Origin of the sequence: Meridianimarinicoccus sp. MJW13 (assembly GCF_014901205.1) — a bacterium.
Taxonomy (GTDB): Bacteria; Pseudomonadota; Alphaproteobacteria; order Rhodobacterales; family Rhodobacteraceae; genus Meridianimarinicoccus.
In genome coordinates, this window is the sequence record NZ_JACNMU010000013.1 from 1 (window position 1) to 22,406 (window position 22,406).

Sequence of the window (22,406 nt, forward strand, 5' to 3'; positions counted from 1 at the left end):
GTGGATGGGGCGGTGGTGACCGGCAACACGCTGGTGCCCTATTGGGACGGCAGCGTGCTGAACCTGGACGCGGCGGAAATGGCGGCGATGAATGTCACCGAAAGCGGCAACACCCTGCTCTCGCTGGACCCGGCGGCGCCGGATTACTGGAAGATCCTGCACGATCAGCTGCTGGCCACGCTGCCCGGCCAGCCGGGGCCGCCCGACACCGGCGTGCCCGGCGATGCGGTGGTGCTGGCGGGCACGACCGACAACGACGTGCTGACCGACCGGGCCACCGACCAGGGCCAGGTCACCCATATCCAGGGGCTGGAGGGCAACGACAAGATCACCGACACCGGCGGCGATGACTGGCTGGAAGGCGGCCTGGGCGCCGACCGGTTCATCTTCGACAATCGCAAGAGCGGCGATGCGGCCTCGGCCGATGTGGTGATGGACCTGGATTTCGCTGCCGGCGACAGCCTGCGCTTCCTGACCAGCCTGGCGGGCAGCTTCACCGACACCCTGGATCCGTCCAACACCCTGAACGTCAACAGCAACGGCACCAGCGTGACGCTGAACAGCCTGGCCGACCTGGTCGAACTGGCCGCCGGCACCAGTGTCGCCATCGCCGCCAATGCCGATGACAGCGGCGTGGTGCTGACGGTGCAGGATGCGGCGGCGCATGAGGTCGAACTGCTGGGCATCCTGATGAGCGACCTGGGCCTGGCCTGAGCGATCGGGCGCGGCGCGCGGCCCCCCCCTCTGGCCTGCGCCCGTCCCATCCCGCGTTCATTTTTTACCGCGGGATGGGTCACAAGACGCCCTATACGTGTATAAGGGGGAGAGGATTTTTTAACCGTATGCGTGTGCCGGTGGTATTCGAGCCGGCGGTGGGGCCTGTTTCCGATGCGGTTTTTTGAAGGGGTGCAATGCCATGGCGACTTTCGTGGTGACCGATACCGTTGAGCTGGACGCGGCATTTCAGGCCGCGGCCGACGGGGATCGGATCGAACTGGCGGGCGGAGATTACGCGATTTCGGTCAACCTGACGGGGCGGGATTTCGCCACCGGCCTGACCATCGCTTCAGCCGATCCCAACGATCGCGCGGTGCTGACCGACTCGCTGCTGATCGAGAATTGCAGCGGCATCACCTTCGAGGGCATCGACCTGCAAGCGGCGACCCTGGCGCCGAACTACAGCTGGAGCCGGGTGCAACTGCGCAACAGCAGCGACATCACCCTGCGCGACATGACGATCGAGGGCCATATTCCCGACACGATCGAGGGCACCGATCCCGACAGCGTCGCGGCAACGCGGGATATCCCCCTGACCGGCTATGGCTATGAATTCGGCGTGCTGGCGCGGAATGTGGACGGGCTGGTCATGGAAGGCGTCGAACTGGCCGACCTGCGCGTCGGGCTGCGCCTGAACGGCGCCACGAATGTGACCATCGACGATCTGGACCTGCATCACACCCGCGAGGGGGTGAATTTCAACGATGTCACCAACATGGTGATCGAGAACAGCTATTTCCACGATCTGAACCCCTGGTACGATCCCGATGGCAAATTTGGCGATCATCCGGACATGATCCAGTACTGGGGGGTGAACTCTGCCTCCGGCGTGCATGGCATCACCATCCGGGACAATTTCTTCTACCAGCCGGAAGGGGCGCGGGCGCAATCGATCTTCGGCCATCTCAACAAGGCCGATCCCGGGGTGACGGCCACGGATTTCCTGATCACCGGCAACACCATCATCAATGCCTCGGCCAATGCCATCAAGATCTCGGATGTCGTGAACATGGAGATCTCGAACAACATCCTGCTGCCCAATGCCGAGGATCTGACCTACAGCGATTACCCGCGGATCTCGCTGCTGGACGTGGACAACGTGCAGATCACCGGCAACACCCTGCTGCCGCGCAACAACGGCAAGATCCTGAACCTGAACGCCACCGAGATGGCGGCGATGAATGTCACCGAAAGCGGCAACACCCTGTTGTCGCCGACCTCGACGGACGTGGATTACTGGAAACACACCTATGACCAGGTGATCACGACCCTGCCCTATATCTACACCGATCCCGGCCCCGGCACCGGCACCGGCGGTGGCGGCGGGACCGATCCCAACGATCCCAACGGCGGCGGCGGCGGTCTTGTGGATGTGATCCTGATCACCGGCACCGCGGCGAAAGACAACCTGACGGACCGGGCCTACAGCCATGACGCGGTGAACCATTTCCAGGGCCTGGCCGGGAAGGACAAGCTGACCGACACCGGCGGCGACGATATCCTGGAAGGCGGCCTTGGGGCGGATACCTTCATCTTCGACAACCGCAAGAACGGCGACGAGGTGTCCCACGATCTGGTGATGGATCTGAATTTCAGTGATGGCGACCGGTTGCGGATCATGAACAACCAGCCCGGCAGTTACAGCGATGACCTGGATCCGTCCAACAACATGATCGTGTCGCCGAACGGCTCCAGCGTCACCCTGCGCAGCCTTGCCGACCTGGTGGAACTGCAGGCCGGGGCCACGGTCGATATCGCCGCCAATGCGACCGACACCGGGGTGGTGCTGACGATCCATGACGATGTGGACAAATACATCGAACTGCAGGGCATCCTGATGAGCGACCTGGGCCTGGGCTGAGCTCAGGCTTCCGGTTCAGGCGCCGCGCAGCGCCTGTCCCAGCATCCAGCCCGCCCGCGCCGCGCGCAGGCGCAGCAGCGTGGCCGCGCCGCGGCGGCGTTCCAGCGGGCTGGCCAGCTTGTCCGAGCCCAGCACTTTCGGCAGATGCGCCAGCCCTGAGATCAGCACGACCCCGGCCCGCAGCGCCCATTTCACCCGCGCCGCGGGGCTGGTGCCGTTCAGGTGGAACCCCTCCAGCGTGGTGCGTTTCCATTTCTTGGCCAGCGCCGCCCAGTCCTGCCGCGTCGGATGGCTGACCGCCAGTTCGTCGGCATAGACCAGATCGTGCCCCCTGGCGGTGGCGCGGAAGCACCAGTCCATGTCTTCCGACAGCCCGACGATCAGCGGGCCGACATCGTCGAACACGGCGCGCGAGGTCAGCAGGTTGGCGGTGACGGAAAACCCCTTGTCCTGCACATAGCTGCGCTGGTGGAAGGCAAAGACCGTCTCGAAGGCCTCGGCGCCCGAGCGGGGGGGCGGGGTTTCATCGAAGGTATCCACCCGCCCGCCGGTCAGCCCGGCCTTGCCCGCCAGCCGCAGGGCGGTGTCCAGCCAGTCGGGGGCGGGCACGCAATCGCTGTCCAGAAAGGCGATCAGCGGTGCCGTGGTCTCGGCCACCCCGCGGTTGCGCGCCGCCGCCGCGCCCTTGGTGGGTTCGGTCACAAAGCGCACGCCCGGATGGGCGGCCTGCAGCGGGCCCAGGTCGCAGGGGCTGGCGTTGTCGGCGACCACCGCTTCGACGTCCCGGTGCGCGGCCAGCTGCGGGGCCAGCGCCGACAGGCAGCGGCCCAGACGTTCGGGATCGTTGTAATGGGGGATGATGACGGCCAGCCGTGGCGGGGCGGGGTCGGTTTGTGGAGCGGGGGCGGTTTCAGGGGCGGGGTCGGTTTCAGGAGTGGGGGGAACAACTTCGGACACTGGGAACACCTCGGGATCGGAACCTGCCGCCCTTGTGCCAAATTGCGCGGGTCGCGCCTAGGGTCATGGTGATGCGGCGGCGGCAGCGGGGCAGTGGGGTCCCTTTGCCCCGCGCGCCACCCTGCACGCCGGGTGGGGACAAATACGACTGTTCTAGGCTCCTATGCCAGGCTGGTATTGCCCCGCGGGGTTTCGTAACCTTGACACATGACGCTCACTCAAGCAGCTGAATTGGCCACAATAATTGGTGTGGTGGTAGCAGGGATTGGCCTAATCTATGCGGCAATCCAAATTCGGAAGAATGCGCGAATTTCCGAAGGTCAGTTTCTTCTCGAACTCACCAAGATGTTCAAGGAGCATGATGCGGTTCATATCAAGCTTCGACCGGCGGGTGATTGGCAGAAGGGTGATCAAGACCCTAGTACGCTGGACGACTGGGCAGCCGTTGATGCCTACATGGGGCTTCTTGAGCGGTGTGAAGTGCTGATGAGGCAGAAGTCACTCAACCCAGAGGTATTTGCGAGCATGTTTGCGTACAGGGTCGATAACCTGTTGGCACAAGAAGCAATCGTTGGGGGAAAGCTGGTTGGCGACGAGTGCACTCATTGGGCCGACTTCATCAAGCTTGCCAAGCGACTGAGAGACATGGATGCGTTGCATCAGGACCTGCCCAAGGGAATAAGATAGGCGCTTTCTGGATCTGCCCGGTGATCGAACGCCCCGGTGCAACCTACCGATCTGGAGCAGAAAAACTCCCCGTATCCGCATCGCCTGCCACACAGCGCGCCCCAGACACGTTTCCGGATGCGCATGGGGGCGCCGTGTCAGAGGCCCTCCGCCCCCCACGGCCTGATCTGCGCAAACATCTTGTTGGGATGTGACGGCGCGGGCCGGGGCGGGCGGTGCCATGATTCACATCAACGACTTTTTCGACATATTATGTAAACATCTGAATACGTGTCTGGCCTGAATGCCACACGATCTGATCAGGGGGGACAGCAATGCAAATTACCGCAGGAAATGAACACAGCACCGGGCGCGCGCCATTGGGTCGGCTGTGCAGATGCGCCGGTGCCCTTGCCCTGGCCTCGGTCCTTCTGGCGGGTCTGCCCGTGCCGGGTGCGGCGGCGACGCTGAAGGTGTCGCTCAGCATTCCGCAGTTGAAAGTCACGGCAGACATGGATGGCCCGGGGGACAATACCGCGGAGGCCTATGCCTCTGGCAGTATCGGGTATGGGGGAGGCTTCCGTACGGGTACCTACAAGGCCAAGGAGAACAGAACCGTTTCCCCGGACTGGTCCATCGTGCGCGCCATCGATCCCAGGCTCTATACCCAGAATTACGGGTATTCCGTGCCTATCAGCATCCATCTTCGCGACAAGGACATCCGGCGGGATGACCGGATCGATATCAACCCCGCTCGCCGGGTGAGCGGTCTGGTCTTTTTCTTCGATCTTCAGACCCAGGCCATGTCGATCAGCAGCCCGAAAACCGGGAATGCCGGCGAAAACGCCACCATCTATTTCGACATGTTCTCGCAGCCGCTGGTGTATGACTTCAACGTGGACAGCCGTGCGGCCCCGCAGGGGAATGGCTGGCTCTATACCTATGATTTCCAGAACCTGTCCTCCAGCCATTACGACATCACCAATGTGGTGCTGAAAGGGCTGGGAAACATCTCGCTGACTCTGGCGCCCGGGGCCTCCATCCAGGTGAGCCGCTGGTCAAGGCACGAACCGGGCCGGGCGCTTGCCACCGGTCTGTATTCGGATCTGGATCAGACGGTGCGGACCCAATACGTGGAGGCGCCCGTTCCCCTGCCGGCCTCGCTGGTGCTGCTGGCGGGATCGCTTGCCGCGCTGGCCTTTCAGGGCCGGGTCCGGCGCAAGGTCTGCGGTCCGGCCTAGGGTCCGGCCCGCGGCACGGCCGCCGCCTCTCGTCTTTCGCGCGGCGGTCTTGGGGGCATTGGCACCAGCGGCCAATGCCCTTTTCACTGCATCAATCCGTCCTCTGGCCGCCAAGGGTTACTCTGCTGTTAGGTGCAACCTGGGCTTGTCCTGTGTTTTGCAGGTCCGCGTGATATGTTAGATGGTGCAGGCGGGGACGGCGCGCTCCGCGAGATATGGGCGAGTAGCATGCGTGATTTTCCCCTGGGCGTGGTGATCGTCGCCTTCAATTCCGGTGGCGAGGCGGTGGATTGCGCCGAAAGCCTGCTGGCGGCGGCAACGGCTGCGGGGGTGCGGCTGCGCGTGGCGCTGGTGGACAATGCCTCGGGCGATGACACCGTGGCGCGGCTGCGCGGCTGGGCTTCGGGCGAAACCCCCTATGCCGCCCCCGTCAACCTGCCCTTCGATCTGACCCCTGTCGCCAAGCCGCTGGCGCTGCGCGAAGGGGGTGCCGACCTGGCCGCCGATCCCGAGGCCCGGCTGACCCTGTTGCACAATACTGCCAACCGCGGCTTTGCCGGCGGCGTGAACGTCGGGCTGGCCTATCTGGCGCAGTTTTCCGATATCGAGCATTTCTGGGTGCTCAACCCCGACAGCGTGGTGCCGCCCGAGGCCCTGACGGCGCTGGTCGACACCCTGCCGAATGCCGGGGATTACGCGCTGATGGGCGGGCGGGTGACCTATCTGGATCCCTCCGACATGATCCAGATCGACGGCGGCAAGGTGAACATGGCCACCGGCGTGACCGCCAACATCCACCTGGGCCTGTCGCACAACGACACCCCGCCGCCAGCCTCGGCAGAGCTGGATTTCATCATGGGCGCCAGCATGATCGCCTCGCGCGCCTTCTATGAAGAGGTCGGCCCGATGCGCGAGGAGTATTTCCTGTATTACGAAGAGGTCGACTGGGCCATGCGCCGGGGCGACCGGCCGCTGCTGTTCTGCGAGGGTCTGCGGATCTATCACCACGCCGGCAGCTCGATCGGGTCGCCGACGCTCAGCCGTCTGGCCTCGCCGTTTTCGCTGTATTTCAAGCATCGCGGCCGGATGATGTTCCTGCGCCGCTTCGCCCCCAGGCGCAGCCTGCTGACGGGCTATGCCTATACGCTGGCCTATGCCGCGCGGCTGCTGCTGCGCCACCGCGCCCCCGAAGAGGCGCACGCGGTGCTGGCCGCCGCCTTCGGGCTGACCCCGCCGGCCTCGGTACGCGCCCGGCTGAGCGGGCCGGCCGCCGAGATCGCCTTTGCCGCGCCAAAGCGCACCGCCCTTCTGTAAACCTGTCCGGGGGCCGCCCCCCGAAACCGATCCAAGAGAGGTCCCATGTCGACCCTGACCTGTTTCAAGAGCTATGACGTCCGCGGCCAGCTGGGCGTGAACCTGGATGCCGGCATCTGCCACCGCATCGGGCGCGCCTTCGCGCAGGTGATGCAGCCCGGCCTGGTGGTCACCGGCCGCGACATCCGCGAAAGCTCGGCCGAGTTGCAGGCGGCGCTGATCGCCGGGCTGCGCGACGGCGGGGCGGATGTGATCGACATCGGGCTGTGCGGCACCGAGGAGGTCTATTTCGCCACCACCCATTACGAGGCCGGCGGCGGGCTGATGGTGACGGCTTCGCACAACCCCATCGATTACAACGGCATCAAGATGGTGCGCGAAGGCTCGCGCCCGGTGTCGGGCGACAACGGGCTGAACGACATCCGCGACCTGGCCTACAGCCAGGATTTCGCGCCGGTCGCCGCGACAGGCAGCCTGCGCCTGGAAGACCCGCGCGCCGCTTTCGTTGACCGGGTGCTGTCCTTCATCGACCCGGGCAGCCTGACGCCGCTGAAGATCCTGGTCAATGCCGGCAATGGCGTCGCCGGGCCAGCCTTCGATGCCATCGCAGGCAAGCTGGAGGCGCTCGGCGCGCCGCTGAGCTTCGTGCGCATGCACCACGATCCCGACGGCACCTTCCCGAACGGCATCCCCAACCCGCTGCTGCCGGAAAACCAGCCGGTGACGGCGCAGGCGGTCCGCGACCATGGCGCCGATTTCGGGGTGGCCTGGGACGGCGATTTCGACCGCTGCTTCCTGTTCGACGAAACCGGGGCCTTCATCGACGGCGAATATATCGTTGGCCTGCTGGCGGCGGCCTTTCTGGCCACGGAACCCGGCGCCAGCATCGTGCATGACCCGCGCGTGATGTGGAACACGCTGGACGTGGTCGGGCAGGGCGGCGGCACGGCGGTGGTGTCGCGCACCGGGCACGCGCTGATCAAGGCGCGGATGCGCGAGGTCGACGCGGTCTATGGCGGCGAGATGTCGGCGCATCACTACTTCCGCAACTTCATGTATTGCGACAGCGGCATGATCCCCTGGCTGAAGGTGGCCGAGCACATGGCGATGACCGGCCAGAGCCTGTCGTCGCTGGTGGCGCAGATGCGCGCCGATTTCCCCTCGTCGGGCGAGATCAACTTCCGGCTGGACGATCCCGACGCCGCGCTGGCCGCCATCGAGGCGCGCTTCGGCCCCCTCGCCACCGATACCGACCGGCTGGACGGGCTGAGCCTGAGCTTTCCCGACTGGCGGATGAACCTGCGCAAGTCCAACACCGAACCGGTGCTGCGCCTGAACGTGGAAACCCGCGGCGACCGCGCCCTGCTGGACGCCCGCGTCGATGAGTTGCGCAGCCTGATCACCTCGGCCTAAGGTTCCGCCGCCCGCCTTCGGAATGTCGCGGCGGCGGGCGCGGACAGCAAAAGGAGCCCCGCCCATGAAACTGGCAATGATCGGAACCGGCTATGTGGGGCTTGTGTCGGGGGTCTGTTTTTCCGACTTCGGCCATGCGGTCACCTGTGTCGACAAGCAGGCCGCCAAGATCACCGCGCTGGATGCAGGCCAGGTGCCGATCTATGAACCGGGGCTGGACGATCTTCTGGCGCGCAACGTGGCCGCCGGGCGGCTGTCGTTCACGCTGGATCTGGCCGCCGCGCTGAAGGGGGCCGATGCGGTCTTCATCGGCGTCGGCACCCCGACCCGGCGCGGCGATGGCCATGCGGATCTGACCTATGTCTATGCCGCCGCCCGCGAGATCGCCCATGCCATGGACGGCTACACGGTGGTGGTGACCAAATCGACGGTGCCGGTGGGCACCAACCGCGAGGTCGCCCGGATCATCGCCGAAGAGGTGCCCGGCGCGCAGTTCGACGTGGTCTCGAACCCCGAGTTCCTGCGCGAAGGTGCCGCGATCGAGGATTTCATGCGCCCCGACCGCATCGTCGTCGGCGTCGAATCCGACCGCGCCCAGGAGGTCATGGCCGAGATCTATCGCCCGCTGTCCCTGCGCGAGGCACCCATCGTCTGGACCGGTCTGGAAAGCGCCGAGATGATCAAATACGCGGCCAATGCCTTTCTGGCCACGAAGATCACCTTCATCAACGAGATCGCCGCCCTGTGCGAAAAGACCGGCGCCGACGTGCAGGCGGTGGCCAAGGGCATGGGCATGGACGGGCGCATCGGCAACAAGTTCCTGCATGCGGGGCCGGGCTATGGCGGCTCGTGCTTTCCCAAGGACACCAGCGCGCTGGCCCGCATCGGCCAGGAATATGCCGCCCCGCAGCGCATCGTGGAAACCGTGATCGCGGTGAACGAGGCCACCAAGCGGGCGATGGTCGACAAGGTGCTGGACCTGTGCGGCGACAGCGTGGCGGGCCAGAAGGTGGCGGTGCTGGGGGTGACCTTCAAGCCCAACACCGACGACATGCGCGACGCGCCCGCGCTGACCATCGTGCCGGCGCTGATCGGGCGCGGCGCCAGGGTGCATGTGGTCGATCCGCAGGGCCAGCGCGAGGGCGCGGGGCTGTTGCCCGGCGTGGTCTGGGACGATGATCCCTATGAGGCCGCCCGCGATGCCGCGGCGGTGGTGCTGCTGACCGAATGGAACGAGTTCCGGGGTCTGGACCTGGCGCGTCTGGCACAGGTCATGGCGACCCCGCGACTGGCCGACCTGCGCAATGTCTTCAGCCCCGAGGCGGCGCGCGAGGCGGGCTTTGCCTATGTTTCGGTGGGCCGTCCCTCGGCATGAGGGCCGGGGCGGGGGCAGGACTGGTCGCGCTGGCGCTGGCCGCCGGGCTGGCGGCCCTGCTGTGGCCGCGCGCGCCCGAGGAGCCTGCCGACCGGGCGCTGGTGCCCTGGGAGGATCCGGCGCGCCCGGCCCGCATCCTGGCTTTCGGCACCAGCCTGACCGCCCGCGGGTCCTGGCCCGAGGATCTGGCCGACACCCTGACCGCCTGCCTGGGCCATCCGGTGCAGATGACCCGCGTGGCGCAAAGCGGCATGGGCTCGGCCTGGGCGCTGGAACAGCTCGACCGGGTGGTCGCGGCGCGCCCCGACCTGGTGCTGCTGGAGTTTTCCATCAATGACGCGGATCTGCTGGACGGGGTGTCGCGACGCACCAGCCGGGCCCGGCATGCGGCTCTGCTGGCGGCGCTGACCCGCGATCTGCCGGACACGCGGGTTCTGCTGATGACCATGAGCCCGGTGACCGGCGTGGTGCGCCATCTGCAGCGGCCGTGGCTTGGGGCCTATTACGGGATCTACCGCGATCTGGCCGACGAACAGGGGGTCGGTCTGGCCGATCTTTTCCCGCGCTGGCGGGCCGCTCCGGCGGATCTGCGCGACCTGCCCGACGGGCTGCACCCCGCGCCCGGGAAGACGGCACAGCTGGCGGTGCCGGTGCTGGCACAGATGATCGGAGCCGCCGCCGGGCAGCCCGCCTGCGGGGCGGGGGCCGGAACAGGGGCGGGGGGCTGAGCCCCCGCCGCCGGGATCAGACGAATTCGAAGTCCGAAAGGCTGAGCGCGCTGGCGTTGAAGTCCTGCAGCACGATGGTCTGGCCGTTGGACAGGGTCAGCTCGGCATCGCTGCCGTTCTGCGTCAGGCCCAGCCCGGCCAGGGTGGTGGGGGCCACGCCTTCCAGCCGGATCGTGTTGTTGCCCAGCCCGAAATCCCGGATCGTATCCACGTCACCTGCCTGGGCCAGCGTGTCCTGGAAGACGAAGACATCCGAGCCGCGGCCGCCGATCAGCGTGTCATCGCCCAGGCCGCCGTCCAGCAGATCGTTGTCGCGGCCGCCGCTGATGTAGTCGTTGCCGTCGCCGCCATAGAGATCCTGCGCCCCGTAGGAGAACAGCAGCCGATCGTTGCCGCCGCCGCCATGGACCGTGGCCGTGACATTGTCGGTGACGCGCAGCAGGTCGTCGGTGCTGCCCAGCACGGTGTCGGTGGAGCTGGGGGCGCCGGGCAGGGTCACCGCCAGGCTGTTGGTCAGCACGAAATCATTGGCGGTCATATCGGCCACGTTCAGGCCCTGCACGATGATGAAATGCTTGCTGGAGGCGATGATCTTCACCCCGGCGGAATCGCTGCGCAGGTCGAGGTCGCTGAAGCTGGCAAAGCCGAAGCCCGACAGGTCGATGACGTCCTCGCCCTGGGTGAAATCGGTGATGATGTCCTTCTTGGTGCTGGTGGCATGCAGTTCGTCATCGGAGGTGAAGAGGAAGCGGTCATTGCCGCGCCCGCCGGTCAGCGTGTCCTTGCCGGCGCCGCCGAACAGCACGTCATCGCCGTTGCGGCCTTCCAGCCTGTCGGTGCCGGCGCCGCCCACCAGGATGTCATCCCCCGAGCCCGCGAAGATATCGTTGCGGCCGCCGCCGGCGATGATGATCGCCGCCGCCGCGCCGCTGCTTTTCAGCTTCTCGGTGGCATTGGACAGGTAGACCACCTCGGCGCCGCCCAGGCCGCCGCCGTTGCCGCCCGATCCCCCGGTGCCGCCCGTGCCGCCCGTGCCGCCGGTGCCGCCGCCGGTACCGCCAGTCCCCCCGCCGGTGCCGCCGCCCGTGCTGCCGGTCAGGGTCAGCAGGGTGTTGCCGTTCGAGGTGGCCACGTCGAAACTGTCGGTGGCGGCCAGACCGGTGAAGGTCAGGCTGGCCTCGGCGGTGCCATCGCCATCCAGATCGACGCTGAGAAGGCCGCTGGTGGCGTCATAGCTGATCTGGCTGGCGCCCAGGGCGGTGCCTTCGATCACCACGGTGTCGTCGCTGTCGAAGCCCTTCACGGTGTCCCCGTCCAGCCCGACAAGACTGTCGGTGACGGTGTTGGCGCCATTGCCCAGGTCCAGGGTGTCCGCCCCCAGCCCGCCGGTCAGGAAGTCGTCGCCGCCCCGGCCGCGCAGCACGTTGCCGATCTGGTTGCCGATCAGCAGGTCATTGCCCGAGCCGCCGGTGGCGTTCTCGATCAGCGACCGGGTATCGCCCTGGTGCAGCAGGGACATGTAGACATGGCGCGCCGCATAGATCGGGGCGGAGCCGCCCACCAGCTGCGCGCGCTGGCTCAGCCCGCCCACGTCCAGGTCCAGGCCGCGCCCGGGGTTCAGGTCGATCTCCAGGTCGGTGGTATAGTTGGACAGGTCGATCAGGTCGGTGCCATTGCCATCCCACAGGGTGCGGAAGATGCGGTTGGCACCGGGGGTGCCCTGGGACACGCCGTCGATCAGCATCTCGCCGGTGGCGGGGTCGAAGGTATAGACGGTGCTGCCCGACAGGGTGGCGTAATTGGCGCCGTAGAGTTCCTGCACCGCCAGCAGATCCAGCATCATCAGCGATTGCGGATAGCCCCAGCTTTCCACCGTATAGCTGCTGCGCGGCCCGCCCAGGTACGACCGGTAGGACATGACCGTGTATTCCAGCCCGTCATAGGCGGCATCCATGTTGGTCGGATTGTCGTGGGGATGCTTCAGCCCGACGGAATGGCCGATCTCGTGCAGCGACACCAGGTATTCGTAGCTGCCGATATAGGGGACCGCGGTGGGCGAGATCATCTTGTCGAAATAGGTCTGGTCGAGACCGAACCAGATGTCGCCATTGGCGTCATAGGTGCCGGGGCTGTAGGCCCAGGCGGTGTCCGGCACGCTCGATCCGCCGATCCGGATCACCGCGTTCGCGGCGTTGCCGGTCTCGGTCATGTTCAGGCCCGAGACCGCGTTCCAGGCCGAGAAGGCATCGCGCAGCACATCCTTGCCGGCCTCGCTGAAGCTGAGGAAATCGCCCGGCTCCATGTAGGCGGAGTAGGAACTGGGGTAATCGGCGGCACTGTCGGCAAACCCATAGGAAAAACTGGCCATACTCCAAGGCCCGGCGGGGCTGAGCAGCGCCTGGATCTCGCTCCCGCTCGGGGGCGTGTCGGGTTCGGTCGACAGCGTCGCGGTCCCGTTGACCGAATTGGCCGCCGTCACAAGGCCGGAGCCCTCTGGCTTGGGAGCACTGCACACACCTTCACAGACCGGATCAAGGCACACGTCACACATCTAACTTCTCCAAAACACTTAACAACGCGATGACTGGCTCGCGTCGCACGCCACATTTTGCTTCGTTGGGAAGGGTTGACGACAGGACTGCCGCGCCCGGGATGACTTCGAAGATTAAGACGCAATTACCATGAATCGGCGCTGCAAGAAAACGCAAACAGACTCCACGCAGACGGGAACTGCCGCCGTTTGATACCGCATGAAGGGAGAATCGGCGTGAAATTGCCTAAAAAAGCGCTATTCTCTGCGAGTCTCTTCCTTTTCGGGAAAGGTGATTAAAATACACGCTTAGGTTGAGAAATCCTCTCGCCAGCCGTGAGTCGCCTCCCGTACAGAGGATGTGTCGCGCTTAACAAGCCCGGCCCTGTGGGCTATGACTTTGTGCAGTGCTGACAGTTCGGTAGAGGCAGTGTGATGATTCATCCAGTAATTCTGTGCGGCGGGTCCGGGACCCGTCTTTGGCCCCTGTCCCGGAAGGCCTATCCCAAGCAATTCACGCCGCTTTTCGGCCGCGAAAGCCTGTTCCAGGCCTGCCTGCGCCGCTATCTGGGCGACGGTTTCGGCGCCCCGGTGGTGCTGAGCCATGCCGATTTCCGTTTCCTGGCCGCCGAGCAGATCTCGGCGGTGGGTCTTGAAAAGGCCGCCATCCTGCTGGAGCCCGAGGCGCGCAACACCGCGCCCGCGATTCTGTCGGCGGCACTGTATCTGGCCGGCCAGGACAAGGGCGATGACCTGATGCTGGTGGCGCCGTCGGACCATGTGATCCGCGATGTGCCGGCCTTCCTGAAGGCGGTCGAAGCCGGGACGGCGGCGGCGGAAAAGGGCGATCTGGTGGCCTTCGGCATCCGTCCCGACCGCGCCGAGACCGGCTATGGCTATCTTGAGGTGGGCAGCACCGACACCGCCACGCCCAGGGCGATGCCGGTCACCCGCTTCATCGAGAAACCCGATGCCGACCGCGCCGAGACGATGTTCGCCGAGGGCCGCTTCCTGTGGAACGCCGGCATCTTCCTGTTCAAGGTCGACACGCTGATCGCCGCCTTCGAGGACCTGGCCCCCGAAATGATGGCCCCCTGCCGCACGGCGGTGGAAAAGGCGCGCCCGGACCTGGGCTTCCTGCGGCTGGACGAAGACGCTTTCGCCAGCGTGCCGGAAGACAGCATCGACTATGCGATCATGGAAAAGGCCGCCGCCGTGGCCACGGTGCCGGTGGAATGCGGCTGGTCCGACCTGGGCGCCTGGGACGCGGTCTGGCGCGAGATGGGCCCGGACGCCGCCGGCGTGGCCACCTCGGGCGCGGTGACCCAGATCGACTGTGCCGACACGCTGCTGCGCTCCGAGAGCGACGGGCCGCGGGTGGTGGGGGTGAACCTCAGGGATATCGCCGTGATCGCCATGCGCGACGCGGTGCTGGTGGCCGACATGGCCGACCTGCAGGCGGTGAAGACCGCGGTGCAGACCCTGAAGGCCGAAGGCGCCGACGAGGCCGAGATCCTGCCGCGCACCTACCGCCCCTGGGGCTGGTACGAGACCCTGGCCCTGGGCGACCGTTTCCAGGTCAAGCAGATCATGGTGCCGCCGGGCAAGAAGCTGTCGCTGCAAAGCCATGTGCACCGATCCGAACACTGGGTGGTGGTGCAGGGCACGGCCACGGTCACCATCGATGACGAGGTCAAGCTGGTCACCGAGAACCAGTCGGTCTACATCCCGCTGGGGGCCGTGCATCGGCTGGAAAACCCCGGCAAGGTGGATCTGCACCTGATCGAGGTCCAGACCGGGTCCTATACCGGCGAAGACGATATCATCCGCTACGAAGATATTTATAATCGCGCGTGACACTCGGGGGGAACCGGCGCGGATGCTGACCGCGCCCCCCCTGCCGGACCAGAAAAGGAGGCGCCGTGTCTGACGCCGCGCTGTCACGCTCCCGCCCGACCGGACGGCCGGCCATGGCGGAGCCACCCAAGGATTTTCCCCCCGAACAGATGGTGCCGGGGAAGATCCCGCCTGTGCCGAAACTGGCGCTGGTGGCGATGATCGCGATGATCTCGCCGATCTGGCTCGACGTGGCCGGGGTGCTGCTGGCGCCGACCCGGCTGCTGTTCGTGACCTGTCTGCCGGTCCTGCTGGTGATGCTGTTCATGGGCAAGTTCGGCAAGGTGGTCCTGACCGACTATCTGATGCTGTTCTATTCCTTCTGGATGTACCTGTCGATCGCGCTGTTCAACACCGATGTGGTGCTGGTCTTCGGCACCCTGCAGATGTCGCTGGTGCTGGGCGGCTACCTGATCGGGCGGGCCTCGATCCGCACCCTGGGCGACTGGCAGGCGATGGCGCGGCTGTTCGGGATCATCGTGGTCTGCATGGCGCCGCTGGCGGTGCACGAAGCCATCACCGCGGCCTTCCTGATCCCCGATTTCATCGCCTCGCTGCCGGGGTTTTCCAGCGTCACGGATGTGACCGACAAGGGCTATCCGCGCCGGTTCGGGCTGGACCGGGCGCAGGTGGTCTTCGGTCACCCGATCCATTTCGGCCTGTATTGCGCCATGCCGATCAGCCTGTTCTTCATCGGGCTGCGCAACAAGATTTCCTTCGTCACGCGCGGCACGGCGGTGGCGCTGATGCTGGCGGCCTGTTTCACCTCGGTGTCCTCGGGGCCGCTGCTGTCGGCGATCTTCCAGACCGGGCTGATCGGCTATTTCATGATGCTGGACGGCCATCCCAAGCAATGGCCGATCCTGCTGTGGGGGCTGGCCATCATCTATGCGATCATCGAGATCGGGTCGGACACCTTCGGGCTTTACGCGGTCGCGGTGCGGCTGGCCTTCAACTCCAACACCGCCTCGATCCGCCGGACCCTGTGGGAATACGGCACCGCGCAGGTGGCCGACCATCCGATCCTGGGCATCGGCCACAACTGGTGGAACCACCCGGTCTGGATGTCGGGCAGCATCGACAACTACTGGCTGCAACTGGCGATCCTTTATGGCATCCCCGCCAGTTTCGCCATGATCGCGGTCTATTTCTCGATCATGATCCGCGCCGGGCGCGGCAAGTTCATCCCCGGTTCCGACGCCTATAACGCCCGCGTGGCGGTGACCTTCCTGCTGGTCACCATGTTCCTGATCCTGGCCACGGTGACCATCTGGAACGAGGTGCTGGGCATGGTGATGTTCCTGCTGGGATCCTCGGTGTTCCTGTTGCAGCCGCTGGCCGGCGAGGCGCCACAAGCCGCGGCCGATCCGCGGGCCGCCCGCAGCCGCGGCGGTGGCCGGCCGGTGGCCGCCGATCCGGCGCCCCCGCCCCGAGGCGGGGCCGGGACCGGGCCGGGATCCTCGGCCCCCGTCTATACCCGTTTTCCCAAGGGAAGTGTTCCCGCAGGCGGTGTCCGTCCTGCCCGGCCCGGCTCTGTCCGCGCCGCGCAGCCGGTCCGCAAGCGTCTTAACGAGGATTAAGTGTTGTGCGTCCGCCCCATCTGAAAAACCGGTCCGCCCTGCTGGACTGTATCCGCGCCGTGGCGATCATCATGGTCATCGGCTTCCACGTGGCGCTGGAATACCCCCGCGCCGATCTGGACGCGGCGGCCCTGTTCCTGCGCCGCTACGGGCTGCTGGGGGTGGCGATCTTCTTCCCGCTCAGCGGCTACCTGATTTCCAGCTTCCTGCTGACCCGCGATTATCCCGGCTTCCTGAAGACCTTCTTCCTGCGCCGTTTCTTCCGCATCGTGCCGCTGTATTTCGTGGCGGTGACGGTGTTTGCCCTGGCGATGATCGTGACGCAGACCGACCTGCACCTGCTGGACCGGATGTGGGTGCCCTACAGCTTCCTGACCGCCTGGATCATCTTCTTCCAGGGCGAGGCCACGGTGCCCTACACGATCACCTGGTCGCTGTCGGTCGAGGAATTCGCCTATATCGTCTTCGGGCTGGTGACCTGGTTCAGCCGCCGCAGCATGCCCGCCTTCCTGATCGCGGTGAGCATCCTGCCGATCCTGCTGCGCTGGTACCTGTACTGGGAAAGCGCCAACGGCAACCACACCCCGGCGATCCATTATTTCCCGCTGGCCCGGATCGATGCCATCGCCACCGGCGGGGTGCTGGCCTGGCTGATGGTGCGCAAGACGCCGCTGAAATACCTGCTGCTGGGGTTCGGCGGGCTGACGCTGCTGTCCTGGGTGCTGGTGCAGCAGACCCCGGTGCTGAACCGCACCTTCCTGTATTCGCTCACCACCTTCGGCACCTGCTTCTGCATCGCGCTGTTCGATGGCGGGCGCTGGCGGATGTATTCCAACGCGGTGACCGAGGTGATCGCCAACATCGGCTTCTATTCCTACTTCACCTACCTGTTTCACTACTTCAACGTCTACGCGCTGTTCGCGGTGGTGCACAAATTGTTCGCGACCCCGCCGTCGTTCTGGATCATGACCCTGGCGGCGCTGGTCCTCACCCATGTGCAGGCGATGATCTCGTACAAGATCTTCGAAGGGCCGATGATGCGCTTCGGGCGCAAGCTGGAAGGGCGCAAGGAGACCGGCGGCAAGAAGGCAGCGGGCATGGTGCCGGTGCCCATGGCCACCGGCGCGGATGTCTCCAAGCCGCCCGAGACCTGAGCCACGCCAAAACCCTGCGGTGTGGAAAATGGCGGATCTGAGGCCATACCCAAAATGGTGCTGCGGAATGGCGAAAGCCCGGTTTTGGGACGGCGGCCATAAACGTGTCAAAATCAAACCGGATCCCGGCAAGGGTTGTGCCGCAACTGTCTCATGTCCCTCCTATTGTTTTAACCCGAGAAGAGCATTTGCCTCTGCAGTAGACATTGGTTCTTCCCATTCGACATAGCGCCGGAGGTTTTCGCGTAAAACCTGAAGCTCATCGCTTCGGCAACCGAATATTTGCAGAATACGTGCGCCATCTCGTACCCAACCACGCGTCAAGCCACCAACTTCTCCTTCAAATGCGCGGCGAACCATCGGAGCGTGCGACTGCGGATGATATATGGAAAATGCATTGGGATCGGTTGTGGCTGTCGAAGGATCATTACGGTCGGATTGACTGGTCCGCGAAAAAGTCGTTTTGACATCGCCGGGAATCAGGCACGATACATTCGCATCGACCTGGTTTGAGTAGGCCCTCATAATGCCGTGATAGGCATGGGCTGCGACCGTCCGATCACCCGCCGTGCGGTCTTCCGGTCGCGTGCCCAGGCCGCCAAAGTTTCCCTTGTAGTAGATGCCCCAGAATGGATCGATACCGCCGGGCAACGACGCCAGATTTCGATAGACCTCCGCTTCCATGGTGGCCCCGTCTGAGGAAACGAGCGCCGCAAACTGTTCTTCTGTCAGTTCGTCATCGCCAAGCCAATACCGGGTCCTGCCGTTGTCTTCCCAGATGATGCGCGCCACGATGTGCGGTCTTCTGCAGGGTGGAAGAAGATCGGGTCGCTGGCTTGCAATGTCTAGGATGTTCTGCGCGGCCGTTCCCGTCGGTTCGCTGCCCGCGATGTCCCGAATTTCCGCGCCCAGCAGTATCGTCTCGACAATCAGGCTTGCGCAACTGCCACCATGGGTCTGCACCCAGGTGCGCAGCCTCTCGGTCCGAACCTGCCTGGATTTGTCGAAAAATGTGTTGGGCAGTTTGCCTGCCATGGCGCCCCAGTCGGCCTGCGGCTCAATTGGATCGGGTCGCGGACCGCCGGTCAGTTCATTGAAGGCAAGAAGATCGATCGGATTACCGGAATGGAAATAGAGCTCCTCATCAGACCCTTCGCGGACAAGACGCGTCACCATCGTGCTTTGCTCGCAGACGGGTGGCATATCCGGATGATTGGCAATTATTTCTTTAAGAACAAAGGCGGCGGTCAATCCGGAGTCTTCCGGGTGTTTCGTGGCCCACATTTCTTCATTGTAGGTCACGGTTTCGACGAAAACCTCTGTGCAATCTTCGCCGTAGACGCGGAGGAAAGACGGGCGCATTTGCGACTTGCGCTTTCCGTCGACTCGGGTTGTTTTTTTGAAATCCCCAATGAATGTGCCCCACTCAGGCTTGGCATCCTGTGCAAACGTTGCGGTAGAGAGCAATAAACTGGCAAATACAGCAACAAACGAGCGCATCGCACCACCTCCAAATCCAAGCGTCCATAAAAGACTATCGGGCACTAGAATTTCTGCATCCGTCAACCCCGATGGTCGCGAGGTCCCGGTTGAACGGCTGTCTGCAGGGTCCAGAACCGCTGTCGGGCAAATCAAAGGCTAGCGGGGGATTTCCCCGGCGGGTTCAGGTGGGACAGACGCCTCGAATGTCGTTCGCGCAGGATGCCGCCCCGCGCCGCAACGGCCCCCTCAGCCCAGCGGCTGGACGTATTCGATGATGACGCCGCGGGTCGAGACCGGGTGCACGAAGTTGCACAGGAAGTTGCCCGCGCCCTGCACCGGTTCATCTTCCAGCATCCGCACGTCCTTTTCGGCCAGTGCGGCCTGCACGGCGCGGATGTCGGGGGTTTCGAAGGCATAGTGATGCAAGCCCCCGGCGCCCCGGTTGAACTTCATCAGCGGCCCGCCGGTGGGCACCACCAACTCCACCGCCGCCGTGCCTTCGGGGGCCTTCAGGAAGATGCACCAGCATTCGAAGGCGTCGACGTAGCCGCGGTAGTCTTCTTCGTGGTTGAACAGCGCCATGAAGGCCTCGGCGGCCTCCATGTCGGGCTGGATGATGCCCACGTGATGCAGTTTCGGGGCGGCGGGCAGGATGGGCAGATCGGTCATGGGGGCTCCGGCAGGGTCGGTCGGGAAGGTCGGGTCGGGAAAGGTCAGTCCCCGGACAGGCTGCGGGCGATCCGGTCGGCCAGCCAGGGGGTCAGGCGGGCGATGCCCAGGCTGGAGCCATGGGCGGCATCCACGTAATTCTCCGGATCCGTCGCCAGGAAGCGCGCCGCCCAGTAGTCGCCGAATTGCTGCACCCATTCGGCCTCATGGGCGTCGCCGTAGCCGTCATAGAAGGGCAGGAACAGGAAGGCGGTCTCGAACCCATGGGTTTCGGCCAGTCTGTCGAGGTCGCGCAGGTAGGCGCGCGAGACGCCGAATTCCAGCGCGTCGGGGATCGCCGGCACCGGCCAGGTGATTTCTTCGCGTCGCTGGGCGCTGTCGGCGGCGATGGCCAGGGCGTGATCCAGGGCGCTGGTCTGGCGCGCCTCGGCGTCGACACTCCAGCCCGGATCGTTGAAGCCGCGGTGATCGGGGGCGGGGCCGAGATAGCCCGCCGGATCGAAATCCTTCGCATAGCCGAAGGCCTCGGGCAGCAGGCTGGCCAGCCCCAGTTCCATCTGCCGGTAGGGCAGGGCCGCCAGGTTCACCGGCAGGGTGCGGTTGACCAGCCAGGGGCTGGACAGAAGCTCGCCCGGCCGGGCCAGGTCGCCGAAGGTCTGGTGGCCGTCGCGCGGGAAGACCTCGACCAGTTCCCAGATCACCAGCTTGATCTCGGGGTGATGTTTCAGCGCCTCGCGCAGCACCGTCAGCCGCCAGTCGAAGCCCGAGGCCGGGATCGAGACATTGGCCACATGGGCGCTGACGCCGCGCTCGGCCAGGGCGGCTTCCAGCTGCTCCACATTGGCGCCGCGCGCGGTCCGCGACGAGCCGATGACCAGCACGTCGATCGGGGTGTCGTCATAGGCCAGCCGTTCATAGACCCAGCCCAGCCGGTCGAAGATCGTGCCCTTGAAGGACTGGTAGCGGATGTAGGGATCATGCGGCAGCGCCAGGGTCAGGGCGAAGGCGCCCAGGAACACCGCCGCCACCAACCCCAGGAAGCGGCCCAGCCCCAGCGGCCGGCTGAGCCAGCCGGGCTTGTCCGTCACCGGCGTCTCGACGCTTCTGTCGCCGGCTTGCCGGGCGTTGGCGGCGGGGGGGCCGAAACTGTTCGGGCCGGAGGATGTCTCTGCCATGCGTCCTTGCCCCGTCAGAAGTTGAAATAGATGAATTCGGTCTCGCCGCGGCTGACGAAGGCCACGGCAAGAAACAGGACCAGCCCGGTATAGCACGCCCAGAGCGGTGTCGGACGCCATTGCAGCGCGATCTTCGGCAGCGCCACGCCGCGCCATTTGGCCCAGCCCAGGATCGGCTCGTAGCGGTTCATGATCTGCTGGGTGTTGGGGAAGAAGGCGATCAGTGCGGCGGCCACCAGGATGAAGGTCAAAGGCTCGGTCAGCAGCTCGCCAAAGCTGGCGGGCAGGATCGACGGCAGCATCAGCAGGTCGCCCAGCTGCACCATGCCGGCCCAGATCGCCGCCGCCGCTGCCACGCTGTCGGCGCGGAACACCACGTTGGCCGCGGCCACGCAGACCAGCGTCAGCGCGTGGTAAAACACCATGTCCCAGGGACCGGGCTTGATCTTCTTGCGGCGCTTGCGCCGGTAGGTGCGCCAGAATTCATTCACCGTCAGGTAGATGCCATGCATCAGCCCGAAGACCACGAAGGTCCAGTTGGCGCCGTGCCAGAAGCCGATGACCACGAACAGCAGGATCGTCGGCATCGCCGTGGTCAGGGCGAACATCTGCCATTTGCCATAGCCGCGTTCGGCGCCGAACCGGGTCAGCGGCACCACCAGCGGCTGGTGCATGTAGGCGACGATGAACTGCTGCAGGGTCATGTGCCAGCGCCGCCAGTATTCGATGATCGAGGCCGCGCGCAGCGGCGAATGGAAGTTCGGCGGCAGCTTGACCCCGAACATCCGCGCCAGCCCCAGCGCCATGTCGGAATAGCCCGAGAAGTCGAAATACAGCTGCAGCGTATAGCAGGCCGCGGCGCGCCAGGCCGCCAGCAGCCCGATCGGATCGCCCGCGGCGGCGGCGTCATAGATCGGGGTGGCAAAGGCCGCGGCGCTGTCGGCCAGCACGGTTTTCTTGAACATCCCCAGCGCGAAGATCGCCAGCCCGACGGTGAAATTCGCGGTGGCGAAGCGGCCCAGGCGGCGCCCGAAGAACTGCGGCATCATCTCCTTGTAGTGGACGATGGGGCCGGCGATGAGCTGCGGGAAGAAGATCACGAAGGTGGCATAGCGCCAGACCCCGGTGGGGCGCACCTCGCCCCTTGCCACGTCGATCAGGAAGGCGATCTGCTGCAGCGTGTAGAACGAGATCGCCAGCGGCAACAGGATCCGGTCAAGCACGAAATCGGTGCCCGCCGCGCCGTTCAGGTTGTCGATGAAGAAATTGGCGTATTTGTAATAGAACAGGATGGCGAGGTTGAAACACACCCCCAGCCCCATCACCCGCGCGTTGCCGCGCCCGGCCTCGCGGCGCCGGTCCAGCCAGCTGCCGAAGATATAGTTGCCGCCCATCGAGGCCAGCAGCAGCAGCACATAGGGCGGGTTCCACACCGCATAGAACAGCAGCGAGGCCATCACCAGGAACAGGAAGATCCAGCGCTGCCTGCCGGTGGCGATCAGCAGGTAATAGCCCGCCAGCGCCGCTGGCAGGAACAGGAAGACAAACTGGAGCGAGTTGAACAGCACCGCGGATCTCCCGGCTCAGG

Annotated in this window: 16 protein-coding genes and 1 pseudogene; 11 read left to right on the top strand and 6 right to left on the bottom strand. The window is 65.2% G+C overall.

The features are described 5' to 3' along the window. A pseudogene (locus H8B03_RS18465) lies at positions 1-714 on the top strand (hypothetical protein); the annotation flags it as partial. A gap of 202 nt (positions 715-916) precedes the next feature. Then, entirely contained in the window at positions 917-2,638 is a 1,722-nt protein-coding gene (locus H8B03_RS18470; protein ID WP_193143370.1) for a right-handed parallel beta-helix repeat-containing protein, read from the top strand. Positions 2,639-2,653: 15 nt separating this feature from the next. On the opposite strand, the gene H8B03_RS18475 is transcribed toward H8B03_RS18470, so the two are convergent. Then, a complete protein-coding gene (locus tag H8B03_RS18475) occupies positions 2,654-3,595 on the bottom strand; it encodes a glycosyltransferase (protein ID WP_319022507.1) in 942 nt (313 codons plus the stop codon). Between the two features lie 207 nt (positions 3,596-3,802). On the opposite strand from H8B03_RS18475, the gene H8B03_RS18480 reads away from it, so the two are divergent. The 6 genes from H8B03_RS18480 (at position 3,803) to H8B03_RS18505 (ending at position 10,332) form a co-directional block, all read left to right on the top strand. Then, positions 3,803-4,282 (top strand): hypothetical protein, encoded by a 480-nt coding sequence (locus H8B03_RS18480; RefSeq protein WP_193143371.1) that lies wholly within the window; start codon positions 3,803-3,805, stop codon positions 4,280-4,282. A gap of 314 nt (positions 4,283-4,596) precedes the next feature. Continuing rightward, complete coding sequence (locus tag H8B03_RS18485; RefSeq protein WP_193143372.1) at positions 4,597-5,502, top strand: hypothetical protein; 906 nt, start codon at positions 4,597-4,599, stop codon at positions 5,500-5,502. A 228-nt stretch (positions 5,503-5,730) separates the two neighbouring features. After that, the gene (locus H8B03_RS18490; RefSeq protein ID WP_193143373.1) at positions 5,731-6,816 is read left to right on the top strand and encodes a glycosyltransferase family 2 protein; all 1,086 of its coding nucleotides are present in this window, start codon (positions 5,731-5,733) and stop codon (positions 6,814-6,816) included. A gap of 45 nt (positions 6,817-6,861) precedes the next feature. After that, entirely contained in the window at positions 6,862-8,229 is a 1,368-nt protein-coding gene (locus tag H8B03_RS18495; protein ID WP_193143374.1) for a phosphomannomutase, read from the top strand. 64 nt (positions 8,230-8,293) lie between these two features. Beyond that, the gene (locus H8B03_RS18500; RefSeq protein ID WP_193143375.1) at positions 8,294-9,604 is read left to right on the top strand and encodes a UDP-glucose/GDP-mannose dehydrogenase family protein; all 1,311 of its coding nucleotides are present in this window, start codon (positions 8,294-8,296) and stop codon (positions 9,602-9,604) included. Continuing rightward, a complete protein-coding gene (locus H8B03_RS18505) occupies positions 9,601-10,332 on the top strand; it encodes an SGNH/GDSL hydrolase family protein (RefSeq protein ID WP_193143376.1) in 732 nt (243 codons plus the stop codon). The genes H8B03_RS18500 and H8B03_RS18505 overlap by 4 nt, the downstream gene beginning before the upstream one ends. A 16-nt stretch (positions 10,333-10,348) precedes the next feature. On the opposite strand, the gene H8B03_RS18510 is transcribed toward H8B03_RS18505, so the two are convergent. Beyond that, positions 10,349-12,883: a M10 family metallopeptidase C-terminal domain-containing protein gene (locus tag H8B03_RS18510; protein WP_193143377.1), complete on the bottom strand. Its 2,535-nt coding sequence runs from the start codon at positions 12,881-12,883 to the stop codon at positions 10,349-10,351. A gap of 414 nt (positions 12,884-13,297) precedes the next feature. Between H8B03_RS18510 and H8B03_RS18515 the strand changes: the two genes are divergently transcribed. From H8B03_RS18515 to H8B03_RS18525, 3 genes are all read left to right on the top strand, one after another. Then, a complete protein-coding gene (locus H8B03_RS18515) occupies positions 13,298-14,719 on the top strand; it encodes a mannose-1-phosphate guanylyltransferase/mannose-6-phosphate isomerase (protein ID WP_193143378.1) in 1,422 nt (473 codons plus the stop codon). A 113-nt stretch (positions 14,720-14,832) separates the two neighbouring features. Further along, positions 14,833-16,338: an O-antigen ligase gene (locus H8B03_RS18520; protein WP_193143379.1), complete on the top strand. Its 1,506-nt coding sequence runs from the start codon at positions 14,833-14,835 to the stop codon at positions 16,336-16,338. Positions 16,339-16,343: 5 nt separating this feature from the next. Next, positions 16,344-17,492 carry an acyltransferase gene (locus tag H8B03_RS18525; RefSeq protein ID WP_193143380.1) on the top strand — a complete coding sequence of 383 codons (1,149 nt, stop codon included), beginning with the start codon at positions 16,344-16,346 and terminating at the stop codon, positions 17,490-17,492. Between the two features lie 162 nt (positions 17,493-17,654). On the opposite strand, the gene H8B03_RS18530 is transcribed toward H8B03_RS18525, so the two are convergent. The 4 genes from H8B03_RS18530 to H8B03_RS18545 form a co-directional block, all read right to left on the bottom strand. Continuing rightward, positions 17,655-18,992, bottom strand: a complete 1,338-nt coding sequence (locus H8B03_RS18530; protein ID WP_193143381.1) for a hypothetical protein — start codon at positions 18,990-18,992, stop codon at positions 17,655-17,657. 228 nt (positions 18,993-19,220) lie between these two features. After that, on the bottom strand, positions 19,221-19,643 hold the full coding sequence (locus tag H8B03_RS18535) for a VOC family protein (protein ID WP_193143382.1): 423 nt from the start codon (positions 19,641-19,643) through the stop codon (positions 19,221-19,223). Between the two features lie 44 nt (positions 19,644-19,687). Then, a complete protein-coding gene (locus H8B03_RS18540) occupies positions 19,688-20,818 on the bottom strand; it encodes a hypothetical protein (protein WP_193143383.1) in 1,131 nt (376 codons plus the stop codon). A 14-nt stretch (positions 20,819-20,832) separates the two neighbouring features. After that, positions 20,833-22,386: an MBOAT family protein gene (locus H8B03_RS18545; protein WP_193143385.1), complete on the bottom strand. Its 1,554-nt coding sequence runs from the start codon at positions 22,384-22,386 to the stop codon at positions 20,833-20,835. Positions 22,387-22,406: the final 20 nt, after the last annotated feature.

Coding starts and splice junctions, on each gene's coding strand:
- H8B03_RS18470 (WP_193143370.1), top strand. CDS start 917: ATGGCGACTTTCGTGGTGACCGATACCGTTGAGCTGGACGCGGCATTT.
- H8B03_RS18480 (WP_193143371.1), top strand. CDS start 3,803: ATGACGCTCACTCAAGCAGCTGAATTGGCCACAATAATTGGTGTGGTG.
- H8B03_RS18485 (WP_193143372.1), top strand. CDS start 4,597: ATGCAAATTACCGCAGGAAATGAACACAGCACCGGGCGCGCGCCATTG.
- H8B03_RS18490 (WP_193143373.1), top strand. CDS start 5,731: ATGCGTGATTTTCCCCTGGGCGTGGTGATCGTCGCCTTCAATTCCGGT.
- H8B03_RS18495 (WP_193143374.1), top strand. CDS start 6,862: ATGTCGACCCTGACCTGTTTCAAGAGCTATGACGTCCGCGGCCAGCTG.
- H8B03_RS18500 (WP_193143375.1), top strand. CDS start 8,294: ATGAAACTGGCAATGATCGGAACCGGCTATGTGGGGCTTGTGTCGGGG.
- H8B03_RS18505 (WP_193143376.1), top strand. CDS start 9,601: ATGAGGGCCGGGGCGGGGGCAGGACTGGTCGCGCTGGCGCTGGCCGCC.
- H8B03_RS18510 (WP_193143377.1), bottom strand. CDS start 12,883: ATGTGTGACGTGTGCCTTGATCCGGTCTGTGAAGGTGTGTGCAGTGCT.
- H8B03_RS18515 (WP_193143378.1), top strand. CDS start 13,298: ATGATTCATCCAGTAATTCTGTGCGGCGGGTCCGGGACCCGTCTTTGG.
- H8B03_RS18520 (WP_193143379.1), top strand. CDS start 14,833: ATGGCGGAGCCACCCAAGGATTTTCCCCCCGAACAGATGGTGCCGGGG.
- H8B03_RS18530 (WP_193143381.1), bottom strand. CDS start 18,992: ATGCGCTCGTTTGTTGCTGTATTTGCCAGTTTATTGCTCTCTACCGCA.
- H8B03_RS18535 (WP_193143382.1), bottom strand. CDS start 19,643: ATGACCGATCTGCCCATCCTGCCCGCCGCCCCGAAACTGCATCACGTG.
- H8B03_RS18540 (WP_193143383.1), bottom strand. CDS start 20,818: ATGGCAGAGACATCCTCCGGCCCGAACAGTTTCGGCCCCCCCGCCGCC.